Annotated in this window: 11 protein-coding genes, 1 tRNA gene and 1 other annotated feature; of the genes, 11 read left to right on the top strand and 1 reads right to left on the bottom strand. The window is 37.2% G+C overall.

What is annotated here, in order from left to right:
• Nucleotides 1–147: 147 nt before the first annotated feature.
• The 8 genes from LI241_RS03005 to LI241_RS02970 all read left to right on the top strand — a co-directional run bounded on the left by LI241_RS03005 (nucleotide 148) and on the right by LI241_RS02970 (nucleotide 7,818).
• Nucleotides 148–693, top strand: a complete 546-nt coding sequence (locus LI241_RS03005; protein WP_008688391.1) for an NADH peroxidase — start codon at nucleotides 148–150, stop codon at nucleotides 691–693.
• Between the two features lie 417 nt (nucleotides 694–1,110).
• Nucleotides 1,111–1,321: a binding site (T-box leader), on the top strand.
• A 45-nt stretch (nucleotides 1,322–1,366) separates the two neighbouring features.
• Nucleotides 1,367–2,893: an ABC transporter substrate-binding protein/permease gene (locus tag LI241_RS03000; RefSeq protein WP_008688392.1), complete on the top strand. Its 1,527-nt coding sequence runs from the start codon at nucleotides 1,367–1,369 to the stop codon at nucleotides 2,891–2,893.
• Nucleotides 2,886–3,623 carry an amino acid ABC transporter ATP-binding protein gene (locus tag LI241_RS02995; RefSeq protein WP_008688395.1) on the top strand — a complete coding sequence of 246 codons (738 nt, stop codon included), beginning with the start codon at nucleotides 2,886–2,888 and terminating at the stop codon, nucleotides 3,621–3,623. Before LI241_RS03000 ends, LI241_RS02995 begins: the two co-directional genes overlap by 8 nt.
• 216 nt (nucleotides 3,624–3,839) lie before the next feature.
• Complete coding sequence (locus tag LI241_RS02990; protein ID WP_008688397.1) at nucleotides 3,840–4,040, top strand: YabP/YqfC family sporulation protein; 201 nt, start codon at nucleotides 3,840–3,842, stop codon at nucleotides 4,038–4,040.
• Entirely contained in the window at nucleotides 4,030–4,956 is a 927-nt protein-coding gene (locus LI241_RS02985; protein WP_008688398.1) for a sporulation protein YqfD, read from the top strand. The genes LI241_RS02990 and LI241_RS02985 overlap by 11 nt, the downstream gene beginning before the upstream one ends.
• Nucleotides 4,957–4,972: 16 nt before the next feature.
• The gene (locus LI241_RS02980) at nucleotides 4,973–5,959 is read left to right on the top strand and encodes a PhoH family protein (protein WP_008688399.1); all 987 of its coding nucleotides are present in this window, start codon (nucleotides 4,973–4,975) and stop codon (nucleotides 5,957–5,959) included.
• Nucleotides 5,937–6,617, top strand: coding sequence for a response regulator transcription factor (locus LI241_RS02975; protein ID WP_008688400.1), 681 nt, complete (start codon nucleotides 5,937–5,939; stop codon nucleotides 6,615–6,617). The genes LI241_RS02980 and LI241_RS02975 overlap by 23 nt, the downstream gene beginning before the upstream one ends.
• Nucleotides 6,604–7,818: a cell wall metabolism sensor histidine kinase WalK gene (locus LI241_RS02970; RefSeq protein ID WP_008688401.1), complete on the top strand. Its 1,215-nt coding sequence runs from the start codon at nucleotides 6,604–6,606 to the stop codon at nucleotides 7,816–7,818. Before LI241_RS02975 ends, LI241_RS02970 begins: the two co-directional genes overlap by 14 nt.
• Before the next feature lie 452 nt (nucleotides 7,819–8,270).
• On the opposite strand, the gene LI241_RS02965 is transcribed toward LI241_RS02970, so the two are convergent.
• A tRNA-Glu gene (locus tag LI241_RS02965) sits at nucleotides 8,271–8,345 on the bottom strand.
• A 278-nt stretch (nucleotides 8,346–8,623) separates the two neighbouring features.
• Here LI241_RS02965 and LI241_RS02960 point away from each other — a divergent pair.
• The 3 genes from LI241_RS02960 to pstA all read left to right on the top strand — a co-directional run bounded on the left by LI241_RS02960 (nucleotide 8,624) and on the right by pstA (nucleotide 11,805).
• A complete protein-coding gene (locus tag LI241_RS02960) occupies nucleotides 8,624–9,550 on the top strand; it encodes a substrate-binding domain-containing protein (protein ID WP_008688402.1) in 927 nt (308 codons plus the stop codon).
• Between the two features lie 72 nt (nucleotides 9,551–9,622).
• Entirely contained in the window at nucleotides 9,623–10,564 is a 942-nt protein-coding gene (gene pstC, locus LI241_RS02955) for a phosphate ABC transporter permease subunit PstC (RefSeq protein WP_008688403.1), read from the top strand.
• A complete protein-coding gene (gene pstA / locus LI241_RS02950; RefSeq protein WP_008688404.1) occupies nucleotides 10,561–11,805 on the top strand; it encodes a phosphate ABC transporter permease PstA in 1,245 nt (414 codons plus the stop codon). The genes pstC and pstA overlap by 4 nt, the downstream gene beginning before the upstream one ends.
• The last annotated feature ends 32 nt before the right edge of the window (nucleotides 11,806–11,837 follow it).

The raw sequence follows: 11,837 nt of genomic DNA, 5'->3' as shown, positions 1-11,837 counted from the left end.
CCATCGTTTTTTTAAGCAAGGAAGATGATTATCCAGATATACACTATAGGATAAACTTGGGATAGAAAAAGGGCAAATGCATTCACATTTTGCTTAGGATGTTGTAAAATATAATCGATTAACATACTATAAGGAGGAAATATTACAATGGCTAAATTTGTATGTAGTGTATGTGGGTATGTACATGAAGGTGATACAGCACCTGAATTCTGTCCAATCTGTAAAGCACCTGCTGAAAAATTCACGAAACAAGAAGGTGAAATGAGTTGGGCTGCTGAGCATGTCCTTGGCGTTGCACAGGGTGCCAGTGAAGATATCATGAACGATTTACGCATGAACTTTGAAGGGGAATGCAGTGAAGTTGGTATGTATTTAGCAATGGCACGTGTTGCGCATCGTGAAGGGTATCCAGAAATCGGCATGTATTATGAAAAAGCGGCTTTTGAAGAAGCAGAACATGCAGCGAAGTTTGCTGAATTATTGGGTGAGGTTTTAAGTGATTCTACAGAAAAGAATTTACGTATGCGTGTAGATGCAGAAAATGGCGCAACAGCAGGTAAATTTGATTTGGCAAAAAGAGCAAAAGCTGCTAATTTAGATGCGATTCATGATACGGTTCATGAAATGGCACGTGATGAAGCACGTCATGGCAAAGCATTTAAAGGCTTATTAGACCGTTATTTTGGTAAATAATCAGTGAAACATCATGTGTGCTAGCATGATGTTTTTTTCGTGTTCTTGGCATGGATCATAACTAGGTGGTAAAAGAGTACGGTGGAGGCGTTCATCACAGTCGTCAATCACTAGCCAGAACCAAGGGTGTTCATCGTGAGGTGAAGGAAGGTCGAGGCAAATCTCTGTATCTAGGAATAAGAACCAAAGCAAATCGATTTCAGTTCAAGCATATTTTGTATTGTTTTGAACCGTTGTATACGGTTCCATACGTACAGTGGTGTGAGAGGACGGAAATTAATTATTCTCTCTTCCTCGATTATTATCTTGTTACTGGCATAAAAACAAATGGGCATGATTTTTTAAGAATCGTTATAGAAACTTTCTATTATGTATTGACAAATAAAAATGAATCCAGTATGATAAAGCCACTTATAAAAAATCGCATGATCAGAAGAGTACATTATCATATACCAACAGCGAGTTGAAACAGAGTGGAAGTTCAACGGTAACGTGATAATGGAAACGCATCTGGGAGTGTTTCTTTGAACTTAGTAGGAGAAACCGCTGACCAGCGTTACAGGTTGAGGGATTCCTATAGATTATAGGAATAACTAGAGTGGTACCGCGATAAAACGTCGTCTCTGGAATAGAGACGGCGTTTTTATTTTATGAGTGAGAAAGGAAGATGATGATGAAGAAATTCACAAAAATAAGTACCTTATTTATCCTACTTAGCGTGCTTTGTGGAAGCTTTTTAATACAGATACAGGCAAAAGAAAGCACCAAGGCGAATGGTGAAGGGGAACTGTTAGACAAAATCATGGAACGTGGAGAACTGATTGTTGGAACCTCACCAGACTTTCCACCGAATGAATTTATCGATACGACGAAAACAGGACAAGATCAATACGTCGGTAGTGATATGGACTTTGCCAGATATATTGCTGATGAGATGGGGGTCAAACTGACCATTAAGGCAATGGATTTTGATGCTGTATTGGCAAGTCTTGGAAATGGTCAGATTGATATGGCAATCACCGGCATTACCAAAACGCCTGAGCGAATGGATGCGATGGAAATGAGTGAATCTTACTATGATGAAAATGGGGAATCCAGCTGGCAGGGATTGCTAATTAAGGCAGATAAAAAAGATGTGTATACAAAACTACGCGATTTTAAAGGAAAAAAGGTTGCAGTACAGGCAGGTTCTTTACAAGATTATTATGTAAAGACACAACTGAAAGAGGCCAACATTCAATATATCACCGGATTAAATGATGGTATAAACCTATTAAAAAATGGCAGTGTAGATGCCGTTGCCTGCGCTTATGGTACCGGACAGGATTTTGCAAAACAGAATGAAGGTATCCACATGAGCAAACAGTTGCTCTTTAAACTAAATCCTGATTATATGGGAACACGAGTCGGTATTCCTAAAGGTGAAATTGCACTATTAAATAAAACGAATGAAATCATTCAGCAGGTACGAGATAAGGGGTTATATGAAGAATGGTATCAGGCTGCTGTAAATTACGATAAACAAAAAATTGAAGGAAACTTTCTCCAACGAACATGGAAAATTGCTGTACGTTATTGGCCAATGTTTTTAGAAGGTTTGGGTATGACACTTGGATTAGCCTTTGTGACCGTGTTAGGTGGTACATTGATTGGAACGGCTTTCGCTCTCATCAAATTGAGCAAGAATCGTTTTATACAATTATTATCAAGTGCATATGTAGAAGCAATACGTGGTACACCTCTGTTGTTGCAATTATGGTTGTTTGTAAGTATTTTTGCGGCTATCAACAGTGATATTCCGATGCTGGTCAGTGTGATTGTTGCTTTAATCATTAATAGTAGTGCTTATGTTGCTGAAATTATTCGCGGTGGTATTCTGTCTGTCGATAAAGGACAGTGGGAAGCTGCCAAAAGTCTTGGAATGAGTAATCAGCATATGATGGTTAAAATCATATTCCCACAAGCTATTAAGAGCATTCTTCCTTCTTTAGGAAATGAATTTATTATGATGGTAAAGGAAACATCATTGGCTTCCTCTTTCTATATCGGTGAATTAATGAGTGTTAACAATATCGTAAAGACAGCGACCTATTTCTCATTAGAACCATTGACGATTGCGGCCATCATTTATCTGATTGTTACCTACAGTTTAAGTAAACTTGTAAAATATATGGAAAGGAGGATGCGTGTCAGTGACTAAAGAAGCTTTAATTCGTGTAGAGAATCTAACCAAACGTTTTGGTGAGTTGGAAGTATTAAAAGGAATCACCGAAGAAATTCATGAAGGGGAAGTTGTGTCTATCATCGGACCTAGTGGTGGAGGAAAAAGTACTTTCTTACGCTGTTTGAATTTGCTAGAAGTGCCTACTTCAGGCAAAGTTATTTTTGAAGGTGTTAATATAGCGGATAAAAGCGTAGATTTAGATTTACACCGCAGAAAAATCGGAATGGTCTTTCAACATTTCAATGTGTTTCCGCATCTCAGTGTGCTTGATAATATTACCATCACTCCTTGTCTAGAATTGAAAATGTCTAAGGAAGAAGCAGAAAAGCGGGGATGTGAATTGTTAAGTAAAGTTGGACTCTTAGACAAGAAGGATGAATTTCCAAGAAAGTTGTCAGGTGGACAGAAACAGCGTTTAGCAATTGTACGTGCGATGGCAATGCAACCGGATGTGATTTTATTTGATGAGCCAACTAGTGCACTTGATCCAGAAATGGTCAAAGATGTGTTAGAGGTCATAAAGGAACTAGCAGATACGGGAATGACAATTGTCATAGTAACGCATGAGATGGGCTTTGCAAAACAAATCAGTGATCGTGTCTTCTTTATGGATGGCGGCATAATTGCAGAACAAGGAACACCAGAAGAAGTCTTCTTACATCCTCAAAATGCTAGGACAAAAGAATTCTTAAGCAAAGTTTTATAAAAATAGCACATGCCTATATAAAAGGTATGTGCTATTTTTTACAAACAAACTGAAAAACTTTCTGTTTTTTTGGTAGTAAGCTCATCGTATCAAAAAATTAACAAAATTATAACAAATCCTCTCTTTATTCTTCTTTATAATAAAGATGTGAAGGAGGCGGAAGAGAAACAGTCATAAATAGAAAAGCAAAAACGTATCTTGTATAGAGGTGACGACATGCTTTCCATTGATAAAAACCAGATGACAATTGAACATTATCAAGAGGTACTTTTGGTCAGTGAAACTCTCATAAAGATTCGAATGCCGCAGATGGAAATTTCAATCAGAGGAGATAAGTTGCATATGCTGGCATTGGAAAAGGAGGAACTGCTCCTGGAAGGTTGCTTCCTGGAACTGACATTCCAATATGAAAGCTAGAAAAAAACTTGGTCTTGATAAATGGAAAGTACAGATGGATGCAAGTGCTTTTTTGCATATTTGTAAACAAGGAAATCTTGAACTATATGACATTACGATACATCAAAGAGAAATTCAATTCTACACATCTGTTTTACAGCGGCATACGATTTATCGCTTATTGCCGAAGGCTGTTCTTTTGACAACGACTGGGATGTTAGGGTATTTGTTACGCAGTATGGTAAAACCAGCACGTCTTTTGAGTGTGGTAGCAGCCATTCTTATTTGGTATGGGCTCAGTTCTACTATCTTTGAGGTAACAATCAAGGGAGAAAAAGACGAGAGTCGCATATTGATTCAAAAAACATTAAAACAGATGGGATATACGACACCATTTCATCATCAAGATGAAAATAAATTAAAGGAAGCTTTAAAAAAGAAACTAGAGAATGAAATTGCTTGGTTGGAAATAGAAAAGCGAGGCAGCCGTTATATCATCACGTATACACCTAAAGAATTCGCCACTTTGGAAACGTTGCATCATCGTGAACTCATTGCCAAACAAGATGGCGTCATTGCTCGTTTTGATATACAGCATGGAAATAAAGTGCATAAAGTAAATGAATTTGTGCATAAAGGCGATGTTCTTGTCAGCAATGTCATCGCTGATAGTAAAAGTAAAAATCAAGAAGTTTATGTAAAAGGGCGGGTCTTCGCATACACATGGCGAGATGTGACAGTAAGCATGGATGATACCAAAATGCCGAAGGCTTTTCAATATTTTGAACTGTTAATGGCTGCCAGAGCACAGGTCAGTCAAGATTTTCATAAAGATGATAAGATTCATAAGGAAAATATTTTGCAATTCTCCAAGGATATGGGTAAAATAAAGATGGTGATTCATTATACTTTACTACAAGATATCACAACACCATAAAAATAAAGGAGTCTGTATGAGTCAAAATTATGCTATTGCTTTAGAAGAATATCCCATGGAATGGATCGTGAAATTATGCGGTGCCCAGGATCAAAACTTGGAAATCTTACGCAAAGCCTTTGCTTGTGAAATGATTATGCGTAATAATCAGCTAAGTGTCTTATGCGATGATAAAACAACGTTTGCGACAATTGAGGAAATCATTAAGGCCATTTTTCAAATGATGGAACAGCATTTAGATGTACAACCTAGAGATATTGAATATGTATGCCGTTTGGCGAAATTGCATCGTTTGCATGAACTTTCTTTGACCTATCAAAAACCGATTGGTAAAACAGTGAATGGAAAATTGATTTATCCAAAAACGATTGGTCAACGTTATTTATTTCAATGCATGTGTAAATCAGAAATAGTTTTTGCCAGTGGTGTGGCCGGTACGGGTAAAACCTATTTAGCTGTTGTATATGCAGCTAGTCTGTTAAAAAAGGGTGAGATACGAAAGATTATTTTAACGCGTCCAGCAGTTGAAGCTGGTGAGAATCTGGGGTTTTTACCAGGAGATTTAAAGGAAAAGGTTGATCCTTATTTGCGCCCGTTATATGATGCATTATATGATACCTTAGGACAGGAACAAGTAGAAAAATTGTTAGAAAAAGAAGTGATTGAAATCGCGCCATTAGCATATATGCGTGGTCGTACATTGGATAATGCTTTTATTATTTTAGATGAAGCACAAAATACGACGAGAGCGCAGATGAAGATGTTTCTTACCCGTATGGGGTTTCATTCTCGTATCGTCATTACAGGGGATGTTACTCAGATTGATTTGATTAAGAAAAAGGACAGTGGTTTATTAAATGCAAAACAGCTGTTGGAAGGAATTGAAGGAATCTCCTTTGTGGAACTGACAAGTCTTGATGTTGTCCGTAATCCACTGGTTCAAAAGATTATTGAACGCTATGAACAGGAGGAAGAAAGGTATGGCAAAAGTCTTACTGATTGAAGATGAAGAAAATATTCGTAAGATCATTTCTTATGATCTGCGCAAAGCTGGACACACGATCGTAGAAAGTGGGGATGGACAAGAAGCATTGGATATTGCTTTAAAGCAACCTTTTGATGTGTTAATCATTGATTGGATGTTACCCCATGTCAGCGGTATCGAAATCGTTCAGAAATTACGTACACAGCATGTAGACAGCGTGATGATCATGCTGACAGCTAGAGATGATGAAACCGATATACTTTATGCATTTGATCAAGGTGTGGATGATTATGTCACAAAGCCATTTTCGCCACGAGAATTATTAGCAAGAGTAAATGCTCATATGAAACGTCAGAGCAAACGAATGGAAAAAGACTTGGAAATTGGAGAGTTACGTATCAATTTAAAGCGACGTGAAGCTTTATTGAAAGATGAGCTTTTAACGTTGACGAAAAAAGAGTTTGACTTGCTTGAGTACTTTGTATCTAATAAAAACATCGTCTTATCAAGAGATGCCATTTTAAATGATATCTGGGGGTTTGATTATGATGGGGATACGCGCATCGTTGATGTACATGTCTTTAAATTGCGCACAAAATTACAAGGTTCTAATGTTCATATCAAATCCAGTCGAGGTGTAGGCTATTTACTGGAGGAATTGCATGAAACTGCCTAAATATGCATGGTTTATTCTTTTGACTTGCAGCTATGCTTTGCTAGCGTATGAGACACAATGGAATGTATATGTGATTTTGTTATTATTGGCCATCTCATTATATATTGTAGAAGTGGTTTATGAACAGCAGTATGAATCTAAAAAAAGCAAAGAAAATAAGGAATTACAAGAGGAAATACGTTCTACGGCTAAAGATGCACATTTGAAAAATAAACAGTTATTAACAATTGTCTCAAGTATTCCTTTTCCCATGTTGCTGATTGATCAATTTGGTAACATTGTCATGCATAACAATATAGCATCGTTATGCATGAGTCATTTAGAGCCTTTAACTTATTTAGATAATCCCTTTGTTCATGGAGTACGTGAATTTATTAAAGATGCTTTTATCTTGGAACGTGATATGGATAAGATCATAAATATCAATGGAGTAGAATTTCAAGCTATCAGCATACCGGTATTGGCGAAAAGTAAATATAGCGGTTGTTTGGTACTGTTTCAAGATATATCGAAGACATTGGAAGGGGAAAAGATGCAGAAACGTTTTATTGCTGATGCTTCTCATGAATTAAAAACGCCTATTTCTGTATTAAAAGGAATGGTAGAAATCTTAAACCGTGATGATTTTGATGATCCCATCACGGAAAAAGAGTTTTTATCACAGATGGCAAAGGAAGTACAACGTTTAGATGTTTTAGTCAAAGATTTGCTACAGTTATCACGGTTATCATTGTCTAATGTTATTTTAGAGCGTGAAAAATGTGATGTTTGTGCTTTATTTGATAAGGCATGCGATTCTTTATGGAAAAATGCGCAAAAAAAGCAACTGAACATTCAAAAGGACTATCAGACATTAGAATATGCCTTTTGTGATCCTAAAAGAATGCTTCAGGTAATCTTAAATTTGCTAAGCAATGCGATTAAATATAGTGATTCCGGTACCATTACCTTACGTACCCGTATGGAAACTACGTATTACATCCTTGAAGTAGAGGATGAAGGATGCGGCATACAAAAGAAGGATATGGAAAAAATCTTTGATCGTTTTTACCGTGTAGATGATGCACGCAGTCGTCAAAGTGGTGGTAGCGGTTTAGGATTGCCGATCGTCAGATCCATCATTGAGGCACATGGCGGTAACATAGAAGTGGAAAGCACCTATGGCAAAGGAACCTTATTTCGGATAAAGTTAAAAAATTAAAAGACACGCTTACATTATGAAATGACCATCAAGTTTATAAAATAAATGAACCGGTTTCTTTCCTAGTGATCATACATAAGCGTGTCTTTTTGTTATTTTTATAGTTGTAATATATAGCTCCGTAAGCAGTTATGAGAAAAGTATATTGAATGTGAAGAAAAAATGGTAGGATTATCATAAAAGCAGATGGCAGAAGACCTATGAAAAGAAATAATGTCGCAACAAAGACTATTTTGACAAAATCCAATTTACCAGATAGGGATTATGTGATTAAACCATGTATCGACAATTCTGATGCATGTTAAATCTGTTATCACAATTATTGTTTTATGATGTGTTCGTAAAATAATAAAGGCTAACATGAATAGATGATTTTGTATAAAGCGAAATCAAAATGATTCATACTTAAACGCGCATAAAAAAAGCTCGATGACTCGGGCTTATTTTTATCATGGTATCGCGTACGGGATTTGAACCCGTGGTACAGCCTTGAGAGGGCTGTGGCTTAACCGCTTGCCGAACGCGACATGTTTTTACTGCTGTCATATTATAGCATTATCACATAAACTTGGCAAGGAAATTTTGGAAAATTCTATATAGCTGGTAAGAAAAACAGGAAAGGTAATAAGCAATGTATTAGTGATTACCCGAATGATTTCTTTTTTTATAAAGAGTGTAATTATCACAATTATTTAACAAATGCTTAACACGACATTGATGGTCTATTTATATTTATGGTTTAAGATAAGAGCGTATTCAAGGAGGAATATGTTGCCGTTAAAAAAACGGTTAGATGGAGGTTAAGATGAAAAAAATATTTGTAAGTTTAGTTGTGTTAGGATTATTAGCAGGTTGTGGAAATGCAACAGGTGATGATGCAGGAAAAGTCACAGGTGCTATCAAGGTGTATACAAGAGATGCATCAAGTGGAACTCGAGAAGCTTTTGAGAAAGGAATAGACTTTGAAGGAAAGCTGACAAAGCAGGCAAATGAGGTTTCCAGTAACGATGATATGGCGGCGAAAGTGGGTGCTGATAAAAACGGTATCGGTTATACATCACTATCTACAGACTTTGCCAAGAACAATGTCAAAGCTTTGCAATTTGAGGGTGTGACAGCAAGCAGCGAAACTGTATTGGATGGTTCTTATCAACTGCAGCGACCATTCAACTTTGTGACAAGAGCCAAAAATGATTTTGGCAGTGCAGATAAAGAACAGTTGGTACTGGCATTCTTGGATTATCTTCAAAATTCCAGCGAAGGTATGGCAGTTGTCGCGAAAAACGGCGGTGAAGTTGATATGAGCAAAGCAAAATCTTGGGATGAACTAGCGAAAAAATATCCAGTTGTAACAAAAGATAATTCAAAAATTACCATTACGACATGTGGTTCCACTTCTGTGGAAAAGACATTAAAAGCTGCACTAGAACAATTTTCACCAATGGCAGGTAATTTCCAATTTGTTATGAATCATTCGGGTAGTGGAGATGCTACAAAACGTGTATTAGGTGCAGAAAAAGATGGAGCAAATCGTGGCGATATCGGTTTTGCATCACGTGCCTTTAAGGAAGAAGATGGTGATATATCGAAAGCTATGAAGAGTGGACAATACTGTATTGATGCTGTTGTGGCTGTTGTAAATAAAGAGAATAACGACTTTGCCAATTTGACACAGGCACAGCTAAAAGCAATCTTTACTGGTGAAACTACGAATTGGGAAGATGTAAAATAATTCGTGTTTGAAAAGGACAGCTCAAAGGGAAATGAAGAGCTGTTCTTTCCTATGATAAGAGGAAGGGTAAAAATGAAGAGTTATGTAAAACAGTATATTAATACAATAGAGAATCAAAAGAAATTAAGAAAAGATCAAAGGATGAAAAAACTCTTTTTGATGATGGCACTTTTAGCATCCAGCGCGATTGCAGTGATCATCGTATTTATCAGTATCAAAGGCATAGCACCTTTTCTTCCCAATTATACGTATGGCAGTGTTGATTTTCTTCCGTTTATAACTGGTATGACATGGCGCCAAGATCAGGGGATTTACGGTGTTGGATTTATTATCGTTAATACGCTCATTTCTGCTTTTGGGGCTATGCTGCTATCCTTTCCGATATCCGTGCTCACTGCTCTTTATATCGCAAAAATAGCGCCAAAGCGTATTGCCGTACTTTTGAGTTCTGTTATCGAATTACTAGCATCTATACCTTCTGTCGTATATGGCGTATTTGCTTCTGGTACGATCACTTTGCTTGTTAGTTCCTTAGCTGCTAATTTCGGTTTTGTTACAGCAGGGGGAAGTTCTTTATTGGCTGTTATTCTATTATTGGCAATTATGATTTTCCCTACAATTACAGCCTTAAGTATTACGGCTATTCGCTCTGTCGATAAGGAAATAGAGCTTGGTTCATTGGCCTTAGGAGCTACAGCAACACAAACGCATTTTAAGGTTGTTTTGACAGCAGCGAAATCAGGTATTTTCGCAGGCGCCATTTTAGGTATTGGCAGAGCCTTTGGCGAAGCTACAGCTGTTGCAATGGTCGCAGGGAATAAGATGTTCGGCCCAACCTTTCATTTGTTTGATACTACCCGTACTTTAACAACGACCATGTTGGCCGGTTTGAAAGAAACGACCGGTTTAGATTATGATATACGTTTTTCTGCTGGATTGGTACTGATGGCGGTTATACTACTGTCAAATTTAATATTGAATCTAGTGAAGAAGAAAGTAGGGAAATTAAAATGAATGAAACTATGCGCAATCAAAAAAATAAACGTCGTTTTACGGATGGTATATTGAACATGCTTACATATGCATCCAGTGCAATATGTGTATTGTTATTGTTGAGTATCTTCATATTCATCTTTAGTAAAGGTAGTGGTATGCTTGGAATGAAATTATTAACAGGCGATTATTGGGCAAAAAACTACATGACGAGTATCCAGGAGAAAAACAATCATCCCAGTACGTATAAATCACCTGAAGATGCCTCGGATGATATGTATTGGAGTGAACGTTGGGGTGTTGGATTCGTTGATGCTAGAAATGAAAATAATGAGGCTATCGTTCTTGTAGAAGCAATAGATGATGCTTCCCCATTTGCTCATCTTAAGGATGAAAGTCGTCAAAATAAGCCTTCCATAAGTGCTGAAAGTGGCTATTTATTAGAAAACTTATCCTATCAAACAACACAGGGAACTACACGCTTAGCTGGCAATATCGTTTCACAAGATGCGAAAACAGTAGCAAGATTGCTAGATCAAGATGCCGTTTCAATTAATAAAATCTATTTCAAAACACCTGGTGGAGGTATTCGTGGCTCATTACTTACAACATTGTATCTCATTATAATCAGCTTATTGATTGCGTTACCTTTAGGAATCGGCGCAGCCATATATTTGCATGAATATGCGGCTAAGAATAAAATCACTTCAGGGATTCGCAGTGCTATTGAGATGTTGACAGGAGTCCCGAGCATCATCTTTGGTTTAATGGGCGTCGCTGTATTATTCCCATTAACAAAATTAGCAGGAGCTGATACAACGAATGTTTTATTAGGTTCTTTGACAATGGCCATTATTTTATTACCAATCATCATTCGCTCTTGCGAAGAAGCATTAGCAATCGTTCCGCAAACACTGCGTGATGCTTCTTTATCATTAGGAGCTAACCAAAGTCAGACAATTTTTAAAATTGTGTTGCCATGTGCCGTTCCCGGCATCTTGAGTGGTGTTTTATTGAGTATTGGTCGTGTTATCGGAGAAAGTGCCGCATTAATATATACGATGGGAACCTATGTTAACGATAGTCCAACGCTGCTCTCCCAAGGTACTTCACTTGCGGTACATATTTATAACATCATGAGTAGTGAGCAACCCAATTTTGAATTAGCTTGTGCGATTTCAATTGTGATCTTGGTGTTTGTATTCATGTTAAATCTCTTGGTGAAATTGATGAGCCGGCGTTTCAATAAAGCCTGGTATTGAAAAAGAAGCAATGGAAAACCCTGAAGATGGTA

This window comes from Longicatena sp. 210702-DFI.1.196 (assembly GCF_020563125.1).
Classification (GTDB): Bacteria; Bacillota_I; Bacilli_A; order Erysipelotrichales; family Erysipelotrichaceae; genus Longicatena; species Longicatena caecimuris.
Note: the sequence above shows the minus strand (reverse complement) of the source record. Positions and strands in the feature narration are given on the sequence as shown.

Bases quoted from the DNA above. Each gene is read 5' to 3' on its own strand.
- LI241_RS03005 (WP_008688391.1), top strand. From the start codon at position 148: ATGGCTAAATTTGTATGTAGTGTATGTGGGTATGTACATGAAGGTGAT.
- LI241_RS03000 (WP_008688392.1), top strand. From the start codon at position 1,367: ATGAAGAAATTCACAAAAATAAGTACCTTATTTATCCTACTTAGCGTG.
- LI241_RS02990 (WP_008688397.1), top strand. From the start codon at position 3,840: ATGCTTTCCATTGATAAAAACCAGATGACAATTGAACATTATCAAGAG.
- LI241_RS02985 (WP_008688398.1), top strand. From the start codon at position 4,030: ATGAAAGCTAGAAAAAAACTTGGTCTTGATAAATGGAAAGTACAGATG.
- LI241_RS02980 (WP_008688399.1), top strand. From the start codon at position 4,973: ATGAGTCAAAATTATGCTATTGCTTTAGAAGAATATCCCATGGAATGG.
- LI241_RS02975 (WP_008688400.1), top strand. From the start codon at position 5,937: ATGGCAAAAGTCTTACTGATTGAAGATGAAGAAAATATTCGTAAGATC.
- LI241_RS02970 (WP_008688401.1), top strand. From the start codon at position 6,604: ATGAAACTGCCTAAATATGCATGGTTTATTCTTTTGACTTGCAGCTAT.
- LI241_RS02960 (WP_008688402.1), top strand. From the start codon at position 8,624: ATGAAAAAAATATTTGTAAGTTTAGTTGTGTTAGGATTATTAGCAGGT.
- pstC (WP_008688403.1), top strand. From the start codon at position 9,623: ATGAAGAGTTATGTAAAACAGTATATTAATACAATAGAGAATCAAAAG.
- pstA (WP_008688404.1), top strand. From the start codon at position 10,561: ATGAATGAAACTATGCGCAATCAAAAAAATAAACGTCGTTTTACGGAT.